Origin of the sequence: Amnibacterium endophyticum (genome assembly GCF_042680685.1) — a bacterium.
Classification (GTDB): domain Bacteria; phylum Actinomycetota; class Actinomycetes; order Actinomycetales; family Microbacteriaceae; genus Amnibacterium; species Amnibacterium endophyticum.
Genome location: NZ_JBHUEA010000027.1, coordinates 1 through 23,782 on the forward strand (window position 1 = coordinate 1; position 23,782 = coordinate 23,782).

Here is a 23,782-nt window from a genome sequence, read left to right on the forward strand (position 1 = left end):
GGCGCCGGCGGCCTGCGCCGCCGCCCCCGCGTCGACGGCCGGGGTCCAGGCGTCGAGCATCGTCTTGTCGCCCGGCTCCGCCTTGCCGCGCGTCACGACCCCGTCGCGCGCGGCGGTCAGCACGGCGACGACCGCCGCCGCATCGAGCCGCTCCGCGTCCCCCGCCGCCTGCGCCCCCTTCAGGTAGGCGGTGCCGAGCAGCGGGCCGGAGGCGCCGCCGACCGTCGAGATCAGGGTGGTGGCGACCAGCTTCAGCACCGCACCGGGGGTCTCGGGCGTCGCGTCGTCGAGCTTGGCGAGGACGGCCTGGAAGCCGCGCGCGAGGTTCTCGCCGTGGTCGCCGTCGCCGATGGCGCGGTCGAGGGCGGACAGCGCCGCGCGCTGCTCCTCGACGACGGCCGCGCTGCCGCGCACCCAGGCGAGCGCCCAGCCGGTGCCGAGCCCCTCCCCCGCGCTCACCGGCCCCACCTGAGCGCCGGGGTGACCACCGGCGCGTCCCACAGCGCCTTCAGCTCGTCGTCGAGCCGCAGCACCGTCACCGAGCAGCCGGCCATGTCGAGGCTCGTGACGAAGGAGCCGACGAGCGACCGGCTGATCGTGATGCTGCGCTCGCGCAGCACCGAGGCCGCGGCGTCGAAGACGATGTAGAGCTCGGCGAGCGGCGTGGCGCCCATGCCGTTCACGAAGAGGAGCACGTCGTCCTCGCTGGTGAAGGGCAGGTCGTCCAGCACCGGCTCGACGAGCCGGCGCACGAGGGAGTCGACCGGCTCCAGCGGGATCCGCTCCCGGCCGGGCTCCCCGTGGATGCCGATGCCGATCTCGACCTCGTCGTCGCCGAGGTCGAAGCTCGGCGTGCCCGCGTGCGGGACCACCGGCGCGGCGAGCGCGATCCCCATCGACCGCACCTGCGCGTTCACCTTCCGCGCGACCGCGGCGACGGCGGCCAGGTCGTCGCCGCGCTCGGCGGCCGCCCCCGCGATCTTCTCGACGAGCACGGTGCCGGCGACGCCGCGCCGCCCGGCGGTGTACAGGGAGTCCTTCACGGCCACGTCGTCGTCGACGACGACCGTCTCCACCTCGATGCCCTCGGCGCCGGCGAGGTCCGCCGCCGTCTCGAAGTTGAGCACGTCCCCCGTGTAGTTCTTCACGACGTGCAGCACGCCCGCGCCGCCGTCGACCGCCTTCGTGGCCGCGAGCACGGGGTCGGGCGTCGGGGAGGTGAACACGGGCCCGGGCACCGCGGCGTCCAGCATCCCAAGACCTACGAACCCGCCGTGCAGCGGCTCGTGACCGCTGCCGCCGCCCGACACGATGCCGACCTTGCCGCTGACGGGCGCGTCCCGCCGCACGATGTGGTCGGGGCCGGTCTCGACCCGCAGCAGGTCGCCGTGCGCCTGGGCCATCCCGGCCAGCGTGTCGGCGACGACCGTCTGCGGGTCGCGGATGAGCTTCTTCATCGAAACCTCCTGCGAGACGTCCGACGCCGTCGTCGGCGCCGGGGGCCAGGCTATGCGCGCCGCCCGTGGAGCGCACCGGCTCGCACGATCGTGCAGCGGCTCAGGCGAGCAGCGCCCGCGCCAGCGGCTCGTCCACGACGAGGTCGGTGATGAGCCCGGCCGCGAGCGCCCCGCGCAGGCCCGGCAGCTTCGAGACGCCCGCGACCACGCACACGCGGCGCGGCGTCCGGCGCAGCTGGGCGAGATCGGGCCCCGAGGCGCGCTCGTTCAGCTCGATGCCGTCCGACGTGCCGTCCTCGCGGTAGAAGACGGTCGCCACGTCCCCGACGACGCGGTCCCGCTCGAGCAGGCGGTAGTCCTCCGGCTCGAGGTAGCCGCCGATGTGGACGTGGCTCGCGACCTCCGACAGGGGCGACCCGACGCTGAACAGCGCGACCTGCATGCGCTCCTGCACCTCGAGCACCCGGCGCATGCTGCGCTCCCGCCAGAGCGCGCGCTTCGTCTCGGGGTCGTCGAAGAACGCGGGCACGGGGAACTGCTGCACGTGCGCGCCGTACGCGGCGCCGAACCGGCGCAGCAGCTCGCTGGCGTACGGGATGCCGGTCGTGCGCGTGTTGCCCGCGCCGTTCAGCTGGACGACCTCGGCCCCGCGCAGCGGCTTCGGCACCAGGTGGCGACTGACGGCGCTGACCGTGGACCCCCAGGCGACGCCGAGCACCGCGTTCGAGTCGAGGAAGCGGCCGAGCAGGCGGCCGGCGGACATCGCGACCCGCTCCAGCCGGTCGACCTCGCTCGTGTGGTCCGGCATCGGCACGAGGTGCACGGTCACGTCGTAGCGCTCGCGCAGCACGGCGGTCAGGCGGCCGGCCGTCTCGGCCGGCGAGTGGATCTGGATGTCGACGAGCCCGGTCGAGCGGGCGTGGCTGAGCAGCCGCGACACCGAGGAGCGCGAGGTGTGCAGCTCCCGCGCGATGGCCTCCATCGTGAGGTCCTGCATGTAGTACAGGTGCGCGGCCGTCAGCGCCTGCTGCACCTTGCCCTGCGGGCGTCGCCCGTCGGCCACCGTCCGGTCCGTCGCCACCCGCTCCCCGATCGTCGTCGGCCCCGTGCACCTCTGTGCGCGGTCCCGGCCGGGTCCCGCCGCACGTCGATGCTAGCGAGGTGCACGCATGTGCACGAAGGCGATCGACCCCGGGCGCACCGGCAGCGCCCCCCGCTACGGTGAGCCCGCCCAGCGGCCGACCGGGGCCGCTGCGAACTCGAAGAAGAGGCAGGTCTTGCGGTGAATCCATCCCTGGGGACGATCTTCCTGTCCGAGACCGTCGGCACGGCGATGCTGCTGCTGCTCGGTGGCGGCGTGGTCGCGACGGCGATCCTGACGAAGAGCAAGGGTCTGGGCGGCGGCTGGCTGCTCATCAACTTCGGCTGGGGGCTCGCGGTGTTCGCGGGCGTCACGGTGTCGTACGCCTCCGGCGCGCACCTCAACCCCGCCGTCACGGTCGGTCTGCTGATCGCCGGCAAGGTGCCGGGCGGCATCGGCGCGGCGCTCGTCTACATCGTGGCGCAGATCATCGGCGCGATGATCGGCGCCCTCCTCGTCTGGCTCGCCTTCAAGCGGCACTTCGACGAGGAGACCGAGTCCGGGACGATCCTCGGCGTCTTCTCCACCGGCCCGGAGATCCGCTCCTACGGCTGGAACCTGGTCACCGAGATCATCGGCACGTTCGTGCTCGTCTTCGTCGTCATCGGCTTCAGCCGCGGCGGCGACCCGAACACGGCCACGCCGGCCGGGCTCGCGGCCCTCGGCGCGATCCCCGTGGCCCTGCTGGTGGTCGGCATCGGCGCCAGCCTCGGCGGCCCGACCGGCTACGCCATCAACCCGGCCCGCGACCTGGGCCCGCGCATCATGCACGCGGTCCTGCCGATCCCGCACAAGGGGACGAGCGACTGGGGCTACAGCTGGGTCCCGATCGTCGGCCCGCTCATCGGCGGCGCGATCGCCGGCGGCCTCTCGTACGCCCTGCTGCCGATCATCGGCTGACCGCAGTCCCCCGGAACCGAACCAACACGAACGAAGGAGTCACCGTGGCCGACTACATCCTCGCCATCGACCAGGGCACCACGTCCACCCGCGCGATGGTCTTCGACCACTCGGGCAAGGTCGTCTCGACCGGTCAGCTCGAGCACGAGCAGATCTTCCCCAGGGCCGGCTGGGTCGAGCACGACCCGGAGGAGATCTGGCGCAACACCCGCGAGGTCATCGGGCAGGCCCTCTCCCGCGCCGACATCACCCGCCACGACATCGCGGCGGTCGGGATCACCAACCAGCGCGAGACCACGGTCGTCTGGGAGAAGGCGACCGGCAAGCCCGTCTACAACGCGATCGTCTGGCAGGACACCCGCACGCAGGCGATCGTCGACCGGTTCGCGAAGGACGGCGGCGTCGAGCGCTTCAAGCAGACCGTCGGCCTGCCCCTGTCGACCTACTTCGCGGGCACGAAGATCGTCTGGATCCTCGAGAACGTCGACGGGGCCCGCGAGAAGGCCGAGGCCGGCGAGCTGATGTTCGGCACCACCGACACGTGGGTGCTCTGGAACCTCACCGGCGGCACGGACGGCGGGGTGCACGTCACCGACGTGACGAACGCCTCCCGCACGCTCTTCATGGACCTGAGGACCCAGACCTGGGACCAGTCGATCCTCGACGTCTTCGGCGTCCCGGCCTCGATGCTGCCGGAGATCAAGAGCTCCTCCGAGGTCTACGGCACGGTCGAGTCCTCCAGCCTGCTGCGCGAGGTGCCGATCGCGGGCATCCTCGGCGACCAGCAGGCCGCGACCTTCGGCCAGGTCGCGTTCGAGCCCGGCGAGGCGAAGAACACCTACGGCACGGGCAACTTCCTCATCTTCCCGACCGGCACCGAGATCGTGCACAGCGACAACGGGCTGCTGACGACCATGGCCTACCGGCTGGGCGACGGCGAGGCGCACTACGCCATGGAGGGCTCGATCGCGGTCACCGGATCCCTGATCCAGTGGCTGCGGGACAACCTGGGCCTCATCTCCTCGGCGCCCGACGTCGAGCGGCTCGCCGCGACGGTCGAGGACAACGGCGGCGCGTACTTCGTGCCGGCGTTCTCGGGGCTCTTCGCGCCGTACTGGCGCTCGGAGGCCCGCGGCGCGCTCGTCGGCCTGACCCGGTTCGTGAACAAGGGCCACATCGCGCGCGCCGCCCTCGAGGCGACCGCGTTCCAGTCCAAGGAGGTCATGGACGCGGTCGACGCCGACACGGGCAACCCCCTGAAGGAGCTGAAGGTCGACGGCGGCATGGTCGCGAACGACATGCTGATGCAGTTCCAGGCCGACATCCTCGGCGTGCCGGTGGTGCGCCCCGTCGTCGCCGAGACGACCGCGCTCGGCGCCGCCTACGCCGCGGGCCTCGCCGTCGGGTTCTGGAAGGACTTCGACGACCTGCGGAAGAACTGGCAGGAGGACAAGCGCTGGGAGCCGTCGATGGACGACGAGGAGCGCGAGCGTCAGTACCGCCTCTGGAAGAAGGCCGTCACGAAGACCTTCGACTGGGTCGACGACGACGTGCGCTGACCCGCTGACGGCACGAGCCGCGACGGCCCCGGGAGCCCGATCCCGGGGCCGTCGCCCGTCCGGGGCGGGCCGGGGCCGAGGACCCGGCCGGACCCGTCAGCCCGCGACCGGGGCCCGCGTCGCCGCGACCCAGGCGTCCAGCCTCGCCGCAGCCGCGCCCGAGTCGACCGCCTCGGCCGCCGTCGCGAGCCGCTCGGCCAGCCGTCGCGCCATCGGGCGCTCCGCCGTCAGCGGGTCCTCGTAGAGGTCCCACGCGACGAGCCCCGCCGCCGCGTTCAGCAGCACCACGTCCCGCACGGGTCCGGCCTCCCCCGCGAGCACGCGGCGCACGGTCGCCGCGTTCTCGGCCGGCGTCCCGCCCTCGAGCTGCTCCACCCGCGCGACCGGCAGCCCGACGTCGGCGGGGTGCACGTCGTGCTCGTTCACCGCGCCGGCGGACACCTCGCGGATGCGGCTGTGCCCGGTGGTCGACAGCTCGTCCATGCCGTCGTCGCTGCGCACCACGAGCCCGGTCGCGCCGCGCGTCTGCAGCACGCCGGTGATCAGCGGCACGACGGCGGCGTTCGCGACGCCGATCACGTTCGCGTCGGGACGCGCCGGGTTGACCAGCGGACCGAGGAAGTTGAACACGGTGGGCACGCCGAGCGCGCTGCGCGCCTCCGCGGCGTGCCGGAAGCCCGGGTGGAACGCCGAGGCGAACACGAAGGTGATCCCGGCCTGCTCGAGCACGCGGGCGACCGCCTCGCCGTCGAGGTCGAGGGCGAGCCCCAGCTCGCCGAGCACGTCGCTCGCGCCGGACGCGCTCGACGCGGCCCGGTTGCCGTGCTTCGCCACCGGCACCCCGCAGGCGGCGACCACGATCGCGGCCGTGGTCGAGACGTTCACCGTGCGGAACCCGTCGCCGCCGGTGCCGACGAGGTCGAGCGCCCGCGGCGGCACGGGCAGGGGCCGCGCGTGCGCGAGCACCGCGTCGCGGAACCCGACGATCTCGTCGACCGTCTCGCCCTTCGCCCGCAGCGCGACGAGGAAGCCGGCGAGGGTCGCGGCCGGGGTCTCCCCCGTCATCACGCGCTCCATCGCCCACGTGGCCTCCGCCACGCGCAGGTCGCGGCCGCCGAGGAGCGCGCCGATCAGCTCGGGCCAGGACGTCGTCGCGGGCACGGGGCGAGCCTAGCGAGGGCGCCACGACGGGGGCGCGGCCCCGGCGGAAGGGGGGCGTGCGGCCGACGCGCCCCCGCCGACTCGGGAAACACCACGACCGGGGCGACGAGGACAGCCTGGGACGTCGCCCGAAGCCCCATAATGATCGTGTGAGCAGTGCATCGGTGCTTCAGTCGGGGCCCACCTCGACGGTGAACAGACCGAACAGCGTCGCGGTCGGCACCATCGTGTGGCTCGGCAGCGAGGTCATGTTCTTCGCCGGCCTGTTCGCGATCTACTTCACGCTGAAGACGTCGCTGCCGCAGGTCTGGGCGGAGGAGGTGCAGCGCCTCGACGTGCCGTACGCGGCCGTGAACACGCTGATCCTCGTGTCCAGCTCGTTCACCTGCCAGTTCGGGGTGTTCGCCGCCGAGCGCCTGCAGGCGCGGTCCACCGGCTGGCGCCCGTCGCAGTGGGGCATGGTCGAGTGGTTCTTCCTCACCTACGCCCTCGGCGCCGTCTTCGTCACCGGTCAGGTCTTCGAGTACGCGAACCTGATCAGCGAGGGCATCACGATCAACGCGAACGCGTACGGCTCCGCCTTCTACCTGACGACCGGCTTCCACGCCCTCCACGTCACCGGCGGCCTGATCGCGTTCCTGTTCACCATCGGCCGGGCCTTCGCGGTGACGAAGTTCGGCCACAAGGAGGCGACGACCGCGATCGTCGTCTCCTACTACTGGCACTTCGTGGACGTGGTCTGGATCGGCCTCTTCCTCGTCATCTACGTCCTGCAGGCAGCGGGTTGAGGAAGGTGGTCGGCTTGAGGAAGGCGGCGATGGACGACGGAGCGAAGCGGGCGCGCAGGCGCGGCCGCCGCTCGCCGCTCGCGAGCGTGGCGCTGGTGCTGACGGGCCTGCTGATCACGGGCGGGGCCTACGCGCTCATGACCGCGGCGAGCCCCGCCCAGGCGTCGGTCGACATGAGCAGCCAGCAGACGATCGACCAGGGCCGGAAGCTGTTCGCCAGCAACTGCGCCACCTGCCACGGCATGGCGCTCACCGGTTCGCCGACCGGCCCGTCGCTCATCGGCGTCGGCGCCGCCGCGGTCGACTTCCAGGTCGGCACCGGCCGCATGCCGCTCGCGAACAGCGCCCCGCAGGCGCCGGTCAAGCCGAAGGTGTTCACCGACCAGCAGACGCTCGCCATGGCGGCGTACGTCGCCTCGGTCTCGCCCGGACCCGCGATCCCGAAGGCGAGCCAGCTCGCCCTGACGGGCGATGCGACCAAGGGCGCCGAGCTGTTCCGGATCAACTGCGCCATGTGCCACAACGTGGCCGGCGCCGGCGGCGCCCTCACCCAGGGCAAGTACGCGCCGAACCTGATGGACACCGCTCCGGTGCACATCTACGAGGCGATGCTGACCGGTCCGCAGAACATGCCGGTCTTCAACGACGACAACATCTCGCCGCAGGAGAAGCAGGACATCATCACGGCGCTGAAGACCCAGAACCAGGAGTCCGGCGTCGGCGGCTTCGAGCTGGGCAGCATCGGCCCGGTCGCCGAGGGCCTCTTCCTCTGGATCTTCGGAGTGGGCGCGATCATCGCCTTCACCGTCTGGCTGACCGCGAAGGCGAACTGACATGGCAGACCACGAGGACCGCACCGACCTGGTGCCGGTCGACCACGGAGCGGAGCGCGACCCCGGCACGGCGATCGTGCGCAGCGACGCGCTCGAGAACCCGGGCCTCCCGCCGCACCGCCCCCGCGTCACCGACCTGGACCCGAAGGCCGCGAAGACGGCCGAGCGGTTGATCGTCACGCTCTTCTACGTGTCGCTGGCCGGCTCGATCTTCTCGATGGCGGCCTACTTCGCGTTCCCGATCCGGCAGAACGACCTCGGCTCCGTCCGCCTCAACAACCTGCTGATCGGGCTCGGCCTCGCCTTCGCGCTGCTCGCGATCGGCGTCGCGGCCGTGCACTGGGGCAAGGTCCTGATGGTCGACCACGAGGGCGTCGACATCCGCCACCCCGTCCGGGGCGACGCGCAGACCCGCGAGCGGGCCGTCGACATCATGCGGACCGCGGACCGCGAGTCCGGCTTCAACCGGCGCGTCCTGATCCGCAACGGCATGATCACCGCGGTGGCCGCGCTGCCGTTCCCGGCGATCTTCCTCTTCCGCGACCTCGGACCGGCTGCCGGCACGCCCGCGGCGGCCTTCAGCCACACGATGTGGAGCGAGGGCGTGCGCCTCACGAAGGACCCGACGGGCGAGCCCATCCTCGCCTCCGACGTCACCATCGGCTCGGCCTTCCACGTCATCCCGGAGGGGCTGAACGAGTCGGAGCACAAGCTCGAGGAGAAGGCCAAGGCGGCGGTGCTGCTGATGCGCCTGGAGCCCGGCTCCTTCGAGGTCTCGTCCGGCCGCGAGGACTGGAACTACCAGGGCATCCTCGCCTACTCGAAGATCTGCACCCACGTCGGGTGCCCGGTCGCGCTGTACGAGCAGCAGACGCACCACCTGCTCTGCCCGTGCCACCAGTCGACCTTCGACATCACGCGGGAGGCGGAGGTCATCTTCGGCCCGGCCGTCCGCCCGCTGCCCCAGCTGCCGATCACGATCGACAGCCAGGGGTACCTCGTCGCCCGCAGCGACTTCACCGAACCCGTCGGACCGAGCTTCTGGGAGCGCACCGGTGACTACGACGTCTGAGCCAGCCAACTACGACCGCACCGCCCCCGCGGACCGCCGCAGGAGCGGCGGCGTCACCGCCTGGGCCTCCAACTACGTCGACGAGCGGACGGGCGTCAGCTACGTCGTCCGCGAGTTCGGACGCAAGATCTTCCCGGACCACTGGTCCTTCATGCTCGGCGAGGTCTGCCTCTACAGCTTCGTGATCATCCTGATCACCGGCTCGTTCCTCACCTTCTTCTTCCAGGCCTCCATGGCCGAGGTCGTCTACAACGGCTCCTACACCCCGCTCAAGGGCCTGGAGATGTCGTCGGCGATGCAGTCCGCGCTGAACATCTCGTTCGAGATCCGCGGCGGCCTGCTGATCCGCCAGGTGCACCACTGGACGGCGCTGCTGTTCGTCGCCGCCATCGGTCTGCACATGCTGCGCATCTTCTTCACCGGCGCGTTCCAGAAGCCCCGCGAGATCAACTGGATGATCGGCTTCGTCCTCTTCATCCTGGCGATGGCCGAGGGCTTCACCGGCTACTCGCTGCCCGACGACCTGCTGTCCGGCAACGGCCTGCGGATCATCGCCGGCATGGTCGAGGGCATCCCCTTCATCGGCAGCTGGATCCTCTGGCTGCTCTTCGGCGGCGAGTTCCCCGGCACCTCGATCGTGGGCCGCCTCTACACGCTGCACATCCTGCTGCTGCCGGCGGCCGTGCTGGCCCTGATCGCGCTGCACCTCGTGTTCGTGGTGACGCAGAAGCACACCCAGTACGCCGGCCCGGGCCGGACGAACGAGAACGTGATCGGCTACCCGATCCTGCCGGTGTACGCCGCGAAGGCCGGCGGCTTCTTCTTCATCGTGTTCGGCGTCGTGATGCTGATGGGCACCTTCTTCACGATCAACCCGATCTGGGTCTACGGCCCCTACGACCCGTCGCCGGTCTCCGCGGGCACGCAGCCCGACTGGTACATCGGCTTCGCGGACGGCGCGCTGCGCCTCACGCCGGGCTGGCTCGGCGGACCGGGTGGCGTCCCGCTCGAGTTCGTGCTGTTCAACACCACCTACTCGTTGAACATCCTGATCCCGGTCGTCGTGCTCGGGCTGTTCCTGCTGACCGTCTTCATCTACCCCTTCATCGAAGCGTGGGTGACGGGCGACAAGCGCGAGCACCACATCGCGGACCGTCCGCGCAACATGCCGACCCGCACCGCCATCGGTGCCGCGGGCGTCACGTTCTACGCGGTGCTGTGGGCCGCGGCGAGCTCGGACCTGATCGCGACGCACTTCAAGACCTCGATCGAGAGCGCGATCACGATCCTGCAGTTCCTGCTCTTCCTCGGCCCGGTGCTCGCGTTCTTCGTCACGAAGCGCATCTGCCTCGCGCTGCAGAAGAAGGACCGTCAGATCGTGCTCCACGGCTTCGAGTCCGGGCGCATCGTCCGGCTGCCGGGCGGCGAGTACATCGAGGTCCACGAGCCGGTCGACGTGTACGAGCGCTGGAAGCTGGTGAGCTACACCGACTACGAGCCGCTGATGGTCCGGCCGAACGCCGCGGGTCGCATCCCCGTCACCGAGCGCGCCCGGGCGGCGGTGAGCCGGTTCTTCTTCGAGGACCGCATCGAGCCGGTCACGAGCAGCGAGCTCGAGGTCGCGCACCATCACTGACCCTGGTCGCGAGAAGGCCGGTGCTCCTCGGAGCGCCGGCCTTCTCGCGTTTCGGCGCACGGGCAGCACCGTCGGGGCGGCAGGGACCGAGGTGCTGCTCGGGCACATGGGCGGGCCGTTCTGGGCGCGGAAGGACGAGCGCGCCTGGTCCGCCCCGAAGGGCGCCGTCGAGGCGGAGGAGCGCCCTCTCGACGCCGCGCTGCGCGAGTTCCGCGAGGAGACCGGCATCGCTCCCCCGCCCGGCCCCTACGAGGACCTCGGCGAGGAGCGGCAGCGCTCCGGCAAGCTCGTCCGGCTCTTCGCCGTCGAGGCCGATCCGGACCTGACGGCCTTCACGCCGGGCACCTTCACCATGACCCGTGGCGGGCGCTCCTTCGAGGTGCCCGAGCTGGACCGCCTCGCCTGGGTGCCGCTCCCCCGCGCCGCCGAGCTGCTGGTCGCAGGTCAGGTCCCCTTCCTCGCCCGTCTCCCCCGCTGACGAGAGCGCAGCGCTGCGCGTTCAGCGCCAGTCGGCGACGAGCGCTCGGCGCCGAACGGCGCTGAGGGCGACTCCACCGGGCGGACGCGGAAGGGGCCGGACGAGCGACTGCTCGTCCGGCCCCTGCTCGAGCCCTGCGGCCCTAGCTCGCGAAGTATCCGCGGTAGTACTCGTACACCCAGCCGACGATCGCGACGACGAAGAGCGCGAGGGCGATGGCGAACATCCAGATCCCGATGACGAGACCCACGAACGCCAGGGCTGCGGCGAGCCCGAGCATGAGCGGCCACCAGCTCCACGGGCTGAAGTGCCCGAGCTCAGGGTCGCCGTCGTCGATGCTGGCGTCCGAGCGGTCCTCGGGCAGGGCGCCGCCCTGCGACTTGAAGGATCGCGACAGGTAGAAGGCGATGAAGCCCGCCATGACCGCGACGAGGCCGATCCCGAGGGTGCCGACCCACTCGACGCCGCCGTACACGATCGCGACCCAGGTGGTGTATCCCGCGTCGGCGAGGACGAAGAAGCCGCCGAGCACGAGCAGCAGGTTGATGTTCGCGCGCATGGCTCAGCGCACCTCGTCCCTCGACGCGTCGTACGTGGGCGCGTCCGGCGCGTCCTTCGCCGGCCCGACGCCGAACGGCATGCCCGCCTCGGGGTGGTTCAGGTCGAACGCCGGCGACTCCGAGCGGATCCGCGGGATCGACGTGAAGTTGTGGCGCGGGGGCGGGCAGCTGGTCGCCCACTCGAGGCTGCGGCTGTAGCCCCACGGGTCGTTCACGGTGACCTTCGGCGCCCGGCGGGCGGTGACCCACACGTTGTAGAGGAACGGCAGCATCGACGCCGCGAGGATGAACGCCCCCACGGTGGAGAGCTGGTTCATCAGCGTGTAGCCGTCGCCCGGCTGGTAGGTCGCGTACCGGCGGGGGAAGCCGTCGACGCCCAGCCAGTGCTGCACGAGGAACGTCGTGTGGAACCCGACGAAGAGCAGCCAGAAGTGGATCTTGCCGAGGCGCTCGTCGAGCATCCGCCCGGTCCACTTCGGCCACCAGAAGTAGAAGCCGGCGAACATCGCGAACACGACCGTGCCGAAGACGACGTAGTGGAAGTGCGCGACGACGAAGTAGCTGTCCGACAGGTGGAAGTCGAGCGGCGGCGACGACAGGATCACGCCCGTGAGCCCGCCGAAGATGAAGGTGATGAGGAAGCCCAGCGCCCACACCATCGGCGTCTCGTAGGTCACCGAGCCGCGCCACATCGTGAAGGTCCAGTTGAAGATCTTCACGCCGGTCGGCACCGCGATCAGCATGGTCATCAGGGCGAAGAACGGCAGCAGCACCGAGCCGGTGACGTACATGTGGTGCGCCCACACGGCCACGGACAGCGCCGCGATGGCGATCGTCGCGTAGACGAGGGTCTTGTAGCCGAAGATCGGCTTCCGGCTGAAGACCGGGATGACCTCACTGATGATGCCGAAGAACGGCAGCGCGATGATGTAGACCTCGGGGTGCCCGAAGAACCAGAACAGGTGCTGCCAGAGGATCGCGCCGCCGCTCGAGGCGTCGAACACGTGCGCGCCGAACAGGCGGTCCGCGCCGAGCGCGAGGAGCGCTGCGGCGAGCACCGGGAAGGCCATGATCACCAGGAGGCTGGTGATGAGGACCGTCCACACGAACATCGGCAGCCGGAACATGGTCATCCCGGGGGCGCGCATCGTGATGACGGTCGTCACGAAGTTCACCGCGCCGAGGATCGTGCCGAAGCCCGACAGGCCGAGACCCATGACCCAGAGGCTCGAGCCGAGGCCCGGCGAGTAGGCCGCGCTCGACAGCGGGGAGTAGGCCGTCCACCCGAAGCCGGCGGCGCCGCCGGGCGTGAAGAAGCCGCTCACGGCGATGAGGCTGCCGAAGCTGTAGAACCAGTAGGCCAGCGCGTTCAGCCGCGGGAACGCGACGTCCGGCGCCCCGATCTGCAGCGGCATCAGCGCGTTCGCGAAGCCCGCGAAAAGCGGCGTCGCGAACATCAGCAGCATGATCGTGCCGTGCATCGTGAACAGCTGGTTGTAGATCTCCGGCGTCGGCACGACGTGGAGGCCCGGCTCGAACAGCTGCGCCCTGATGATCAGCGCGAGCACGCCGCCGATCAGGAAGTAGATGAACGAGGTGACCAGGTACAGGTTCCCGATCTTCTTGTGGTCGGTGGTGGTCAGGTAGTCCACCACCACGTTGCCCTTGCGGGCGACCTGGCTGCCGCCCGCGACCACCTCGGCCTGGCCGGCCGGCAGCTCGCGCGCGGGCCGTCCGATCGTCGACGTCATCGGCGCTCCCCTCAGTTCCCGTTGCGCTCGTTGCGCAGGCGCGTGTTCGACGAGCCCACCTCGTCACCGGTGTTCTGCGAACCCCCGGCGCTGCCGTCGACCTTGTCGTACTCCGTGCCGAGCGAGCCGATCTTGCCCTGCGCCCGGAGCGACGCGAGGTGCGCGTCGTAGTCGGCCTGCGACACGACGGCCACGTTGAACAGCATCCTCGAGTGGTACTCGCCGCAGAGCTCGGCGCACTTGCCCTCGTAGGTGCCGATGCGGGTCGGCGTGAAGTCCCAGTAGTTGGTCTGGCCCGCGATCATGTCCTTCTTGTAGAGGAAGTCGATCACCCAGAAGGAGTGGTTGACGTCGCGGGTGCGCAGCTGGATCTCGACCTTGCGGTTCACCGGCAGGTACAGGGTCGGGATCGTCTTCTCGACGAAGCCGGTGCCGGCGGCACCCGGGTCGGAGGGCTCGGCCTGCACGCCCTGGTCGTAGACGCTGTTGTCCAGGTTCGCCGTGTCGGCGTAGACGAAGTCCCACGACCACTGCTTGCCGTAGGCGTCGATCGTGACGTCCGGCTTCTCGTAGCGGGTCTCGATGATCGACTGGTCCCGCGCGGTGAAGGCGAAGAGGCCGAGCACGAGGATCAGCGGCACGACCGTGTAGAAGATCTCGAGCGGCATGTTGTACCGCAGCTGCACCGGCAGCCCGGTCTGCCCGCGGCGGCGGCGGTAGACGATCGCCGCCCAGATGATCAGGGCCCAGGTGATGACGCCGACCGCCAGGAGCGTGATCCACGACCCCACCCAGAGGTCGGAGACGCGCTGCGTCTGGTTCGTCGCCGGCGCCTGGCCGTCGATGAAGCCGGGCAGGTACCCGTGGAGCTGGTCGGTGGTGCATCCGCTGAGCGCGAGCACGACACCGGCCGCGATCGGCAACAGCAGCAGACGCCGTGAGATGGAGCGCACGTCAGGCCCTTTCCGGATTCTTCGTGGTCGGGGTGGCGACGCTCAGCCTAGTGCGCCGCGGCGCTCGGCCCGGCGGGCCGGGGCGCCGATCCGCACGGTTCCCGAAGCCGTGCGCGCCCCCGCGCGGGGCGCGCACGACGACGACGGACGCTCCGGCAGGAGCGTCCGTCGCGGGTCGGCCTCGGGCGTCGCCCGGGGGTCAGTGGAAGCTGTCGCCGCAGGCGCAGCTGCCCTGCGCGTTCGGGTTGTCGATCGTGAAGCCCTGCTTCTGGATCGTGTCCTCGAAGTCGACCGTGGCGCCGTCCAGGTAGGGCGTGCTCATGCGGTCGACCACGACCTCGACGCCGTCGAAGTCGACGGTCGCGTCGCCGTCGAGCAGCCGCTCGTCGAAGTACAGCTGGTAGATCAGGCCGCTGCAGCCGCCGGGCTGCACGGCGAGGCGCAGGCGCAGGTCGTCGCGACCCTCCTGCTCGAGGAGGCTCTTCACCTTCTGGGCGGCGGGTGCGGTGAGCAGCACGCCGTGCGCGGCGTCGGAGGCGGTGGAGCCGGTCAGCGCGGTGTCGGTCATGCTCCGATCGTACGTCCGCGGCGCGGGGTGCGGGGCGTCCTCGCGCCCGGTGCGTTCAGACGGTCCGGGAGGAGAGCCGCGCGAGCAGCAGCGCCTCCGCGGCCACCGCCTTGCGCAGCACCCCGAGGTGCTGGGACTCGTTCGGCGAGTGGGCCCGCGTGTCCGGGTCCTCGACCCCGGTGATCAGGATCTGCGCCTCGGGGAGCAGCCGGGTGAGGGTGCTGATGAACGGGATGGAGCCGCCGATCCCGGTCAGCTCGGGCTCGGCGCCCCATCCGTCCGCCATCGCGCGCCGGGCCTCCTCGGCGGCCCAGCCGCCCTGGTCGACCAGGAAGGGCTGACCGAGGTTCACGTCGTCCAGCGCGACGTGCGCGCCGAAGGGCGCGTTCGCCCGCAGGTGCGCCTCGAGCGCCGCGAACGCCTCGGCCGCGTCCTGGCCAGGGGCGACCCGGAGGCTGAGCCGGAGCCGCACGGACGGCAGCAGGGTGTTGGAGGCGTTCAGCACGTCCGGCACGTCCATGCCGGTGACGGTGATGGCGGGCCGGTACCAGAGCCGCTCCGCCACGGTGCCGCGACCGATCGGCCGCACGCCGGGCAGCAGCGCGGCGTCGCGCGCGAGGTCGGCCGTCGACGGCCCCGCGGGCCCGCCGTCCGGCCCGGGCGAGACGAGCAGGCCGGGCACCGCCACCGCGCCGTCCTCGTCCCAGAGGGTCGCGAGCAGCCGGACCGCGGCGAGCATCGCGTCCGGCACGGCGCCGCCGAACATGCCGGAGTGCGACGCGTGCTCGAGCGTCGACACCGTCAGGTTCGCGGTGGCGTTGCCGCGCAGCGAGGAGGTGAGGGCCGGCACCTCGGTGCTCACGTTGTCCGAGTCCGCCACGACGATCACGTCGGCGCGGAGCGCCTCGAGGTTCGCCTCGAGGAAGGCGTCGAACGAGGCCGAGCCCGCCTCCTCCTCCCCCTCGACGAAGACGGCGATCCCGACCTCGAGCCCGTCGCCGAGCGCTTGGGCGGCGGCGCGGATCGCGGCGACGTGCGCGACCACGCCCGCCTTGTCGTCGGAGGCGCCCCGCCCGTGCAGCCGCTCCCCCACCAGCGTCGGCTCGAACGGCGGGGTGTCCCAGAGGTCGTCGCGGCCCGCCGGCTGGACGTCGTGGTGGGCGTAGAGCAGCACCGTCGGCCGACCGGGCGCCGCGGCGCGGCGCGCGAGCACCGCCGGGCTGCCGGTCGCCCGCCCGGATGCTGTGTCGTAGTCGGCGGTGGCCACCTGGACCTCGTCGAACAGCCCCGTTTCCGTCAGCAGCGCCGCGACGGCCTCCGCGCTCGCCCGCACCTGCTCCTCCGGGAACCCCGGGAAGGCCACGGACGGGATGCGCACCAGGCGCCCCAGCGCGGCCACCGCGGCCGGGAACCCCTCCTCGACGGCATCCAGGACGGCTCGCTCCCGCGGTTCGATCGGCATGCCGGTAACCTTAGGAGCCGATCGTGAGGAGGCCCGGATGGCGAAGAAGGCACCCGTGGCGGAGGCCGCCGAGCCGGAGGCGCCGCTCGTCGGCAAGGGCCGGGCGACCCCGTCGCGTCGCGAGCGGGAGGCCGCCAACAAGCGGCCCCTCGTCATCACCGACCGCAAGGCCGCGCGCCGCGTCTCGCGCAGCAGGGCCGCGGAGGGCCGCGAGCGCGCGCGCGTCGGGCTCGCGAACGGCGAGGAGCGCTACCTGCCGGCGCGCGACCGCGGGCCGCAGCGCCGGTTCGCGCGGGACGTGATCGACTCCCGCTTCACGGTCGGCGAGTTCCTCATCCCGGTCTTCGTCGTGTTCTTCATCGCGACGCTCTTCTTCCCGCGCGCGGCCTGGCTCTTCCTGCCGCTGTACGGCTTCCTCGCGCTGTCCGTGATCGACGCCCTGGTGCGCGCGGCGATGATCCGCCGCCGGCTCGCGGCCCGCTACGGCGCCGACCAGGTCCAGAAGGGCCTGAACATGTACGTCGTGATGCGGTCCGCGCAGTTCCGCGGCCTGCGCATGCCGAAGCCGCAGGTCAAGCGGGGCGAGAAGGTCTCCTGACCGGTTCGGGCCGCCGCAGCGCCGCGGCCCAGCCCGGGCCGCGGTAGAGGAAGCCGGTGTAGCCCTGGACGAGGTCGGCCCCCGCGTCCAGCCGCTCCCGCACGTGCTCCGCGGTCTCCACGCCGCCGACGCTGATGACGCACGCCTCAGCGGGCAGCGCGCTCCGCAGCAGCCGGAGGACCTCGATCGCGCGCGCCGCCACGGGCGGCCCCGACAGCCCGCCGGCGCCCATCGCCGCGACGTCGTCCGCACCGGTGCGCAGCCCGTCTCGGCGGACGGTCGTGTTGGTCGCGACCACGCCCGCGAGCCCGAGGCGGGACGCGAGGCCCGCGATGTGCCGCACCTCGTCGTCCGCGAGGTCCGGGGCGATCTTCACGAGCAGCGGGGTGCCGCCGGCCTCCGCCAGCACCGCCTCCAGCAGCGGCTCGAGCCGGTCGAGCTCCTGCAGACCGCGCAGCCCCGGGGTGTTCGGCGAGCTGACGTTGACCACCAGGTAGTCCGCGTGCGGCGCGAGCAGCCGGGCGCTCGCGCGGTAGTCGTCGACGGCGTCCTCGACCGCCGTCACCCGGCTCTTGCCGATGTTCACGCCCACGACGGGCAGCCCGCCCCGTCGCCGGGCGGCGGCCAGCCGTGCCGCGACGACCTGCGCCCCGTCGTTGTTGAAGCCCATCCGGTTGATCAGCGCGCGGTCGCGGGGCAGGCGGAAGAGCCGCGGTCGCGGGTTGCCCGGCTGGGGATGCGCCGTCACGGTGCCGATCTCGACGTGACCGAAGCCGAGGGCGCCGAGGCCCCGCAGCGCGACCGCGTTCTTGTCGAAGCCGGCGGCGAGGCCGAACGGCGTCGGCAGGTCGAGCCCCATCGCGTGCACCTCGGCCCCGCCGGCCGTCGAGCGGCGGCGCACCCGGTACGCGACCCGGCCGGACGCGCCGAGCGCGCGGATCACGACCACCGCCGCGTGATGGGCGTGCTCCGGGTCCATCCGCACCAGCACGGTGCGGAACAGCAGGCCGTACGCGCGCTCGAGGGCGTTCACGCCTCGGCGCGCGGTGCGGCGTTCTCCATGCGCAGCAGCGTGATCGCCGCCTCGAAGTCGTCGAGCGACGAGAACCCCTGGTAGACGCTCGCGAAGCGCAGGTAGGCGACCTCGTCGAGCTCGCGCAGCGGCGGCAGGACCGCGAGGCCGATGTCGTTCGCCTCGATCTGGCTCGCGCCGGTCGCCCGGATCGTCTCCTCGACGCGCTGCGCGAGCAGCGCCAGGTCCGACTCCGTGACCGGACGGCCCTGGCAGGCCTTCTTCACGCCGGACACGACCTTGTCGCGGCTGAAGGGCTCGAGGACGCCGTTGCGCTTGATCACCGAGAGGCTGGCGGTCTCGGTCGTGGAGAAGCGGCGGTGGCAGTTCGGGCACTGCCGGCGACGGCGGATGGCGAGGCCGTCGTCGCTCACGCGGGAGTCGACGACCCTGGTGTCCGGGTTGCGGCAGAACGGGCAGTGCATCGCCCCGATGGTACCGGGCCCACGGCCGGAATGACAGCGGTGTAGTTCGCTGCTGATCAGGTGAAGCGGGCGTCGACCGCGTCCCCGTGGGCCGGCAGGCCCTCGGCGTCCGCGAGCGCGCGCACCGCCGGCCGCGCCTCGTGCAGGGCGTCGAGGTCGTAGTCGACGACCTGCTGCTGCCGGAGGAACGGCCGGACCGACAGCCCCGCCGAGAAGCGCGCGGTCCCGCCGGTGGGCAGCACGTGGTTCGAGCCCGCGGCGTAGTCGCCGAGGCTGACGGGCGAGCCGGGGCCGACGAACACGGCGCCCGCCTCGGTCAGCTCCGCGACGAGCGGCCACGGGTCCGCCGTCAGCACCTCGAGGTGCTCCGGCGCGTAGGCGTTGCTCACCGCCACGGCGGCGGCGAGGTCGTCGACGAGCAGGATCCCGGACTGCGGGGCCGTCAGCGACGTCCGCACGCGCTCGGCGTGGAAGGTGGTCGCCTGACGGCGCTCGACCGCGGTCACGACGGCCGACGCCAGCTCCGGCGCGTCGGTGACGAGCACGGCGGCGGCGAGCACGTCGTGCTCCGCCTGGCTGATCAGGTCGGCGGCGACGAGCTCGGGGTCGGCGGCGCCGTCGGCGACCACGAGGATCTCGGTCGGCCCCGCCTCGGAGTCGATCCCGACGGCACCCGCGACCGCCCGCTTCGCCGCGGCCACGAACACGTTCCCGGGGCCGGTCACGACGTCGACCGGCTCGAGCCCGATCCCCGGCACGCCGTGCGCGAGGGCGCCGACGGCGCCCGCGCCGCCCATCGCGTAGACCTCGTGGACGCCGAGCAGCCCGGCGGCGCCGAGGACGATCGGGTGCACCGCGCCCCCGAGGTCCCGCTGCGGCGGCGAAGCGATCGCGAGCGCGCGGACGCCCGCGGTCTGGGCCGGCACCACGTTCATCACGACGCTGGACGGGTAGACGGCTCGGCCGCCGGGGACGTACAGCCCGACCCGGCGCACCGGCAGCCAGCGCTGCAGGACGCGGGCGCCGTCGCCGAGCACGGTCGTCGCGGGCTCCGACAGCTGGGCCCGGCTCGCGGCGCGGACCCGCTCGATCAGCAGCTCGAGCGCGACGCGGATGTCGCCCGGCAGCGCCTGCTCCGCGGCGACGATCTCGTCGACCGGCACCCGGACCGCGGCGGGGCGGCCGCCGTCGAACCGGTCCGACTGCTCGAGCAGGGCCGTCTCGCCGCGGCGCCGGACGTCGTCGATGAGCGCGACGACATCGCCGAGCACGGTGGAGGGGTCCTGCTGCGGGCGGGGCAGCACGGCCCGGATCACGTCGGCGTCGAGGGCCCGGCCCCGCAGGTCGATGGTCCGCAGCACGATCCCATCGTACGGAGCGGGCGTGCGAGCAGCCGGAGCGCTCCGCGCCCTCGCTGCTACACGAGACAGCTCGGGCCGAGCAGGCTCTTCAGCTCGCCGTAGAGGTCCGCGGTCACGTCGACCGGGAACGGGACCTCGAACACGCGCGCGGTGACGCCGCGGGTGAGCCGGAGGCGCACCTCCGTGTCGCCCGAGTGGCGGATGAGCATGTCGTAGAGGGACTTCACGACCTGCGTCGTCGCCCGCTGGTCGGGCAGCGTGATCGTCAGGGGCCCTCCCCCGCCGCTCGCGCCGAGGTCGGGCGAGAAGACGCTGTTCGCGTGCACGTTCATCCCGTCGTCGCGGGCCGACACCCGGCCGCGGACGACGACGACGCTGTCGGCGACGAGCGCCGGCGCGAACTCCTGGTAGGCCTTGCCGAGGAACATGACGCTGACCGAGCCGCCGAAGTCCTCGATCTGCACGATCCCGTACTGGTTGCCGCTGTTGCGGGCGACGCGGTGCTGCACCTCGGTCACCAGCCCGGCGAGCGTCACCTGCTCGCCGTCCGGCGGCGTCTCGAGGGCCAGGAGGTCGGCGATGGACGTCGAGGCGTGCTTCGCCAGGTGGGCCTCGAGCCCGGCGAGCGGGTGGTCCGACACGTAGAGGCCGAGCATCTCCCGCTCGAACGCCAGCTTCTCCTTCTTGCCCCACTCGGGACGGTCGGGCACGTGGTCCGGCTCCTCCTCGAACTCGAAGATCCCGCCGAACAGGTCGACCTGCCCGTTCGCCTCGTTGCGCTTGATCGAGACCGCCGCCTCGACCGCGTCCTCGTGGATCTCGAGCAGGCCGCGGCGGGTCGTGCCGAGCGAGTCGAACGCGCCCGCCTTGATCAGCGACTCGACCGTCCGCTTGTTCGCGACGACCATCGGCACCTTGCGCAGGAAGTCGTGGAAGGAGACGAAGCGCCCCTTCTCCTCCCGCGTCCGCACGATCTCGGCCACCACGTTCGCGCCGACGTTGCGGATCGCGCCCATGCCGAACCGGATGTCCTCGCCGACGGCCGCGAAGAAGCCGATCGACTCGTTCACGTCCGGCGGCAGCACCCGGATCTTCATCCGGCGGCACTCGTTCAGGTAGACGGCCAGCTTGTCGCGGGCGTCGCCGACGCTGGTCAGCAGCGCCGCCATGTACTCGGCCGGGAAGTGCGCCTTGAGGTAGGCGGTCCAGTACGACAGCACGCCGTAGGCGGCGGAGTGCGCCTTGTTGAACGCGTAGTCGGAGAACGGCAGCAGGATCTCCCACAGCGTGTCGACGGCGGCGTCGGAGTAGCCGTGCTCGTTCATGCCCGCCTTGAAGCCGGCGAACTGCTTGTCCAGCTCGGCCTTCTTCTTCTTGCCCATCGCGCGCCGGAGGATGTCGGCCTGGCCGAGGCTGAAGCCCGCGAGCTTCTGCGCGATCGCCATGACCTGCTCCTGGTAGACGATCAGGCCGAAGGTGGTGCCGAGCACGTCGGCCAGGGGCTCCGCGAGCTCCGGGTGGATCGGGACGATCTCCTGCAGCCCGTTCTTGCGCAGCGCGTAGTTCGTGTGGGAGTTCGCGCCCATCGGCCCGGGGCGGTAGAGCGCGCCGACGGCGGAGATGTCCTCGAAGTTGTCCGGCTTCATCAGCCTGAGCAGCGCCCGCATGGGCCCGCCGTCGAACTGGAAGACCCCGAGCGTGTCGCCGGCGGCGAGCAGCCGGTAGGTCCCCTCGTCCGTCAGCGGAAGGTCCTCGAGCACCGGCCGGTGCCCCCGGTTCGACTGCACGTTGTCGAGCGCGTCCTCGATGATCGTGAGGTTCCTGAGGCCCAGGAAGTCCATCTTGATCAGGCCGAGGGCCTCGCAGGCCGGGTAGTCGAACTGGGTGACGATCTGCCCGTCCTGCTCGCGGCGCTGGATCGGGATGACGTCCGTCAGCGGGACGCTCGACATGATCACGCCGCAGGCGTGCACGCCCCACTGGCGCTTCAGGCCCTCGAGCCCGAGCGCGGTGTCGAAGACCGTCTTCGCCTCGGGGTCGCTCTCGACCACCGCGCGGATGTCGCCGGCCTCCTTGTAGCGCTTGTCGCTCGGGTCGAAGATGCCGGACAGGCTGATGTCCTTGCCCATGATCGCGGGCGGCATCGCCTTCGTCAGCTTCTCCCCCATGCCGAACGGGAAGCCGAGGACGCGGCTCGAGTCCTTCAGCGCCTGCTTCGCCTTGATGGTCCCGTAGGTCACGATCTGGCTGACGCGGTCGTCGCCGTACTTGTCGGTGACGTAGCGGAGCACCTCGTCGCGCCGGCGCTCGTCGAAGTCCACGTCGAAGTCGGGCATCGAGACGCGGTCGGGGTTCAGGAAGCGCTCGAAGATCAGGCCGTGCACGAGCGGGTCGAGGTCCGTGATGCGCATCGCGTAGGCGGCCATCGAGCCCGCGCCGGAGCCTCGGCCCGGGCCGACGCGGATGCCGTGGCGCTTGGACCAGTTGATGAAGTCGGCGACGACGAGGAAGTAGCCGGGGAAGCCCATCTGCAGGATGACCGACTTCTCGTACTCGGCCTGCTTGCGCACCGCCTCCGGCACGCCGTCGGGGTACCGCACCTCGAGGCCGCGGTCGACCTCCTTGACGAACCAGGAGTCCTCGGTCTCCCCCTCCGGCACCGGGAAGCGGGGCATGTAGTTCGCGCTCGTGTCGAACTCGACCTCGCAGCGCTCGGCGATGACGAGCGTGTTGTCGCACGCCTCCGGCAGCTCGCGGAAGATCCGGCGCATCTCGGCGGCGGACTTCAGGTAGTACTCGTCGCCGTCGAACTTGAAGCGGTTCGGGTCGTCGAGGGTCGAGCCGGACTGGACGCAGAGCAGGGCCGCGTGGCTCGTCGCGTCCGCGGCGTGCGTGTAGTGCAGGTCGTTCGTCGCCACGATCGGCAGCGACAGCTCCTTCGCGAGGCGCAGCAGGTCCTGCTGGACGCGCCGCTCCACCGAGATGCCGTGGTCCATCAGCTCGACGAAGAAGTTGTCGCGCCCGAAGATGTCGCGGAACTCCGCCGCGGCGGCGACCGCCTCGTCCCACTGGCCGAGCCGCAGCCGCGTCTGCACCTCGCCGCCGGGGCAGCCGGTGGTCGCGATCAGCCCCTCGTGGTGCTCGTGCAGCAGCTCCCGGTCCATCCGGGGCTTGAAGTAGTAGCCCTCGATCGACGCGCGCGACGACAGCTTGAACAGGTTGTGGAGGCCCTGCGTCGTCTCGGCGAGCAGGGTCATGTGCGTGTAGGCGCCGGACCCGGACACGTCGTCGCCGCCGCCGTCCCCCCAGCGGATGCGGGTCTTGTCGCCGCGGTGCGTGCCGGGCGTCAGGTAGGCCTCCGTGCCGATGATCGCCTTCACGCCGTGGCTCTGCGACTGCTTCCAGAAGTCGAAGGCGCCGAAGGTGTTGCCGTGGTCGGTGATCGCGATGGCCGGCATCCCCTGCTTGGCGGCCTCGCCGAGCATGTCGCCGAGGCGCGCTGCGCCGTCGAGCATCGAGTACTCGGAGTGGACGTGCAGGTGGACGAAGCCGTCGGAGTCGCTCATCGGTTCGGAAGGCTAGTGCGGGGTTCGGACAGCGGCCGGACGACCTGCGGACGGGCCCCGGAGCGGGCCGGGCGGGGTCGGATCCGAGCCCGGAGCGCGCGGCGCGTCGGCGATGCAGGCGGATGCGGCGGACGAAGGCCGGATCCGCCGGATCCGGCCTGCATCCGCGACATCGACCTTCGTTCCCGACGCACTCACCTGCGCCGCTCCGCCCTCCCGGCGCCTCGCGAGCATCCGGGCCCGCGGGGCGATCTCTGCGCCGCCGGCGGCCCTCGTCGCAGGGCCGCGAGGGGGCGGCCCGAGCCCGCAGGCGCGGCGCGTCGGAGATGCAGGCGGATGCGGCGGACGAAGGCCGGATCGGCCGGATCCGGCCTGCATCCGCGACATCGACCTTCGTTCCCGACGCTGGCGCCGCGCCGCTCCGCCCTCCCGACGCCTCGC

Annotated in this window: 21 protein-coding genes; 8 read left to right on the forward strand and 13 right to left on the reverse strand. The window is 71.8% G+C overall.

All coding sequences use genetic code 11. The features are described from left to right. The 3 genes from dhaL to ACFSBI_RS14470 all read right to left on the reverse strand — a co-directional run. Positions 1 to 459 (reverse strand): dihydroxyacetone kinase subunit DhaL (dhaL, locus tag ACFSBI_RS14460; protein ID WP_377936143.1); only part of this gene is annotated, 459 nt, incomplete at its 3' end. Then, positions 456 to 1,457: a dihydroxyacetone kinase subunit DhaK gene (dhaK, locus tag ACFSBI_RS14465; protein ID WP_377936145.1), complete on the reverse strand. Its 1,002-nt coding sequence runs from the start codon at positions 1,455 to 1,457 to the stop codon at positions 456 to 458. The genes dhaK and dhaL, both read right to left, overlap by 4 nt. Before the next feature lie 100 nt (positions 1,458 to 1,557). Next, positions 1,558 to 2,538, reverse strand: coding sequence for a sugar-binding transcriptional regulator (locus ACFSBI_RS14470; protein WP_377936147.1), 981 nt, complete (start codon positions 2,536 to 2,538; stop codon positions 1,558 to 1,560). Positions 2,539 to 2,790: 252 nt separating this feature from the next. On the opposite strand from ACFSBI_RS14470, the gene ACFSBI_RS14475 reads away from it, so the two are divergent. Beyond that, on the forward strand, positions 2,791 to 3,498 hold the full coding sequence (locus ACFSBI_RS14475) for an MIP/aquaporin family protein (RefSeq protein WP_377936192.1): 708 nt from the start codon (positions 2,791 to 2,793) through the stop codon (positions 3,496 to 3,498). A gap of 44 nt (positions 3,499 to 3,542) precedes the next feature. Beyond that, on the forward strand, positions 3,543 to 5,057 hold the full coding sequence (glpK, locus tag ACFSBI_RS14480) for a glycerol kinase GlpK (RefSeq protein ID WP_377936149.1): 1,515 nt from the start codon (positions 3,543 to 3,545) through the stop codon (positions 5,055 to 5,057). Positions 5,058 to 5,153: 96 nt separating this feature from the next. Here the strand turns inward: glpK and trpD are convergent, their stop codons facing one another. Continuing rightward, positions 5,154 to 6,218 (reverse strand): anthranilate phosphoribosyltransferase, encoded by a 1,065-nt coding sequence (gene trpD / locus ACFSBI_RS14485; protein WP_377936150.1) that lies wholly within the window; start codon positions 6,216 to 6,218, stop codon positions 5,154 to 5,156. 149 nt (positions 6,219 to 6,367) lie between these two features. Between trpD and ctaE the strand changes: the two genes are divergently transcribed. The 5 genes from ctaE to ACFSBI_RS14510 all read left to right on the forward strand — a co-directional run bounded on the left by ctaE (position 6,368) and on the right by ACFSBI_RS14510 (position 11,025). Then, positions 6,368 to 7,006: an aa3-type cytochrome oxidase subunit III gene (gene ctaE / locus ACFSBI_RS14490; protein WP_377936151.1), complete on the forward strand. Its 639-nt coding sequence runs from the start codon at positions 6,368 to 6,370 to the stop codon at positions 7,004 to 7,006. A gap of 29 nt (positions 7,007 to 7,035) precedes the next feature. Then, positions 7,036 to 7,839 carry a cytochrome bc1 complex diheme cytochrome c subunit gene (gene qcrC, locus ACFSBI_RS14495; RefSeq protein ID WP_377936152.1) on the forward strand — a complete coding sequence of 268 codons (804 nt, stop codon included), beginning with the start codon at positions 7,036 to 7,038 and terminating at the stop codon, positions 7,837 to 7,839. 1 nt (position 7,840) lies between these two features. Next, entirely contained in the window at positions 7,841 to 8,911 is a 1,071-nt protein-coding gene (gene qcrA, locus ACFSBI_RS14500) for a cytochrome bc1 complex Rieske iron-sulfur subunit (RefSeq protein WP_377936153.1), read from the forward strand. Continuing rightward, complete coding sequence (gene qcrB / locus ACFSBI_RS14505) at positions 8,895 to 10,547, forward strand: cytochrome bc1 complex cytochrome b subunit (protein ID WP_377936154.1); 1,653 nt, start codon at positions 8,895 to 8,897, stop codon at positions 10,545 to 10,547. The genes qcrA and qcrB overlap by 17 nt, the downstream gene beginning before the upstream one ends. Before the next feature lie 91 nt (positions 10,548 to 10,638). Then, the gene (locus ACFSBI_RS14510; protein WP_377936155.1) at positions 10,639 to 11,025 is read left to right on the forward strand and encodes an NUDIX domain-containing protein; all 387 of its coding nucleotides are present in this window, start codon (positions 10,639 to 10,641) and stop codon (positions 11,023 to 11,025) included. A gap of 142 nt (positions 11,026 to 11,167) precedes the next feature. On the opposite strand, the gene ctaF is transcribed toward ACFSBI_RS14510, so the two are convergent. The 5 genes from ctaF to ACFSBI_RS14535 all read right to left on the reverse strand — a co-directional run bounded on the left by ctaF (position 11,168) and on the right by ACFSBI_RS14535 (position 16,319). After that, the gene (gene ctaF / locus ACFSBI_RS14515) at positions 11,168 to 11,584 is read right to left on the reverse strand and encodes an aa3-type cytochrome oxidase subunit IV (RefSeq protein ID WP_377936157.1); all 417 of its coding nucleotides are present in this window, start codon (positions 11,582 to 11,584) and stop codon (positions 11,168 to 11,170) included. 3 nt (positions 11,585 to 11,587) lie between these two features. Further along, the gene (gene ctaD, locus ACFSBI_RS14520; protein WP_377936159.1) at positions 11,588 to 13,336 is read right to left on the reverse strand and encodes an aa3-type cytochrome oxidase subunit I; all 1,749 of its coding nucleotides are present in this window, start codon (positions 13,334 to 13,336) and stop codon (positions 11,588 to 11,590) included. An 11-nt stretch (positions 13,337 to 13,347) separates the two neighbouring features. After that, the gene (ctaC, locus tag ACFSBI_RS14525) at positions 13,348 to 14,289 is read right to left on the reverse strand and encodes an aa3-type cytochrome oxidase subunit II (RefSeq protein WP_377936160.1); all 942 of its coding nucleotides are present in this window, start codon (positions 14,287 to 14,289) and stop codon (positions 13,348 to 13,350) included. A 199-nt stretch (positions 14,290 to 14,488) separates the two neighbouring features. Next, the gene (locus tag ACFSBI_RS14530) at positions 14,489 to 14,857 is read right to left on the reverse strand and encodes a HesB/IscA family protein (RefSeq protein WP_377936162.1); all 369 of its coding nucleotides are present in this window, start codon (positions 14,855 to 14,857) and stop codon (positions 14,489 to 14,491) included. A gap of 55 nt (positions 14,858 to 14,912) precedes the next feature. Further along, complete coding sequence (locus tag ACFSBI_RS14535) at positions 14,913 to 16,319, reverse strand: M20/M25/M40 family metallo-hydrolase (protein WP_377936164.1); 1,407 nt, start codon at positions 16,317 to 16,319, stop codon at positions 14,913 to 14,915. A gap of 37 nt (positions 16,320 to 16,356) precedes the next feature. Here ACFSBI_RS14535 and ACFSBI_RS14540 point away from each other — a divergent pair, with 37 nt between their 5' ends. Continuing rightward, the gene (locus tag ACFSBI_RS14540) at positions 16,357 to 16,917 is read left to right on the forward strand and encodes a DUF3043 domain-containing protein (protein WP_377936166.1); all 561 of its coding nucleotides are present in this window, start codon (positions 16,357 to 16,359) and stop codon (positions 16,915 to 16,917) included. Here ACFSBI_RS14540 and ACFSBI_RS14545 read toward each other — a convergent pair. Genes ACFSBI_RS14545 through dnaE form a run of 4 tightly spaced genes read right to left on the reverse strand, consistent with a single transcriptional unit; the run spans position 16,892 to position 23,341 of the window. Continuing rightward, positions 16,892 to 17,950, reverse strand: a complete 1,059-nt coding sequence (locus ACFSBI_RS14545; protein ID WP_377936168.1) for a quinone-dependent dihydroorotate dehydrogenase — start codon at positions 17,948 to 17,950, stop codon at positions 16,892 to 16,894. The two genes, ACFSBI_RS14540 and ACFSBI_RS14545, sit on opposite strands and share 26 nt — an antisense overlap. Next, positions 17,947 to 18,414: a transcriptional regulator NrdR gene (nrdR, locus tag ACFSBI_RS14550; protein ID WP_377936170.1), complete on the reverse strand. Its 468-nt coding sequence runs from the start codon at positions 18,412 to 18,414 to the stop codon at positions 17,947 to 17,949. Before nrdR ends, ACFSBI_RS14545 begins: the two co-directional genes overlap by 4 nt. A 56-nt stretch (positions 18,415 to 18,470) precedes the next feature. Continuing rightward, positions 18,471 to 19,775: a histidinol dehydrogenase gene (gene hisD / locus ACFSBI_RS14555; RefSeq protein ID WP_377936172.1), complete on the reverse strand. Its 1,305-nt coding sequence runs from the start codon at positions 19,773 to 19,775 to the stop codon at positions 18,471 to 18,473. Positions 19,776 to 19,831: 56 nt separating this feature from the next. After that, positions 19,832 to 23,341 (reverse strand): DNA polymerase III subunit alpha, encoded by a 3,510-nt coding sequence (gene dnaE, locus ACFSBI_RS14560; RefSeq protein ID WP_377936174.1) that lies wholly within the window; start codon positions 23,339 to 23,341, stop codon positions 19,832 to 19,834. Between the last annotated feature and the right edge of the window lie 441 nt (positions 23,342 to 23,782).

Excerpts from the sequence above, each read along its gene's own strand:
- dhaK (WP_377936145.1), bottom strand. The coding sequence starts at position 1,457 with ATGAAGAAGCTCATCCGCGACCCGCAGACGGTCGTCGCCGACACGCTG.
- ACFSBI_RS14475 (WP_377936192.1), top strand. The coding sequence starts at position 2,791 with ATGCTGCTGCTGCTCGGTGGCGGCGTGGTCGCGACGGCGATCCTGACG.
- qcrC (WP_377936152.1), top strand. The coding sequence starts at position 7,036 with ATGGACGACGGAGCGAAGCGGGCGCGCAGGCGCGGCCGCCGCTCGCCG.
- qcrA (WP_377936153.1), top strand. The coding sequence starts at position 7,841 with ATGGCAGACCACGAGGACCGCACCGACCTGGTGCCGGTCGACCACGGA.
- ctaF (WP_377936157.1), bottom strand. The coding sequence starts at position 11,584 with ATGCGCGCGAACATCAACCTGCTGCTCGTGCTCGGCGGCTTCTTCGTC.
- ctaD (WP_377936159.1), bottom strand. The coding sequence starts at position 13,336 with ATGACGTCGACGATCGGACGGCCCGCGCGCGAGCTGCCGGCCGGCCAG.
- ACFSBI_RS14530 (WP_377936162.1), bottom strand. The coding sequence starts at position 14,857 with ATGACCGACACCGCGCTGACCGGCTCCACCGCCTCCGACGCCGCGCAC.
- ACFSBI_RS14535 (WP_377936164.1), bottom strand. The coding sequence starts at position 16,319 with ATGCCGATCGAACCGCGGGAGCGAGCCGTCCTGGATGCCGTCGAGGAG.
- ACFSBI_RS14540 (WP_377936166.1), top strand. The coding sequence starts at position 16,357 with ATGGCGAAGAAGGCACCCGTGGCGGAGGCCGCCGAGCCGGAGGCGCCG.
- nrdR (WP_377936170.1), bottom strand. The coding sequence starts at position 18,414 with ATGCACTGCCCGTTCTGCCGCAACCCGGACACCAGGGTCGTCGACTCC.
- dnaE (WP_377936174.1), bottom strand. The coding sequence starts at position 23,341 with ATGAGCGACTCCGACGGCTTCGTCCACCTGCACGTCCACTCCGAGTAC.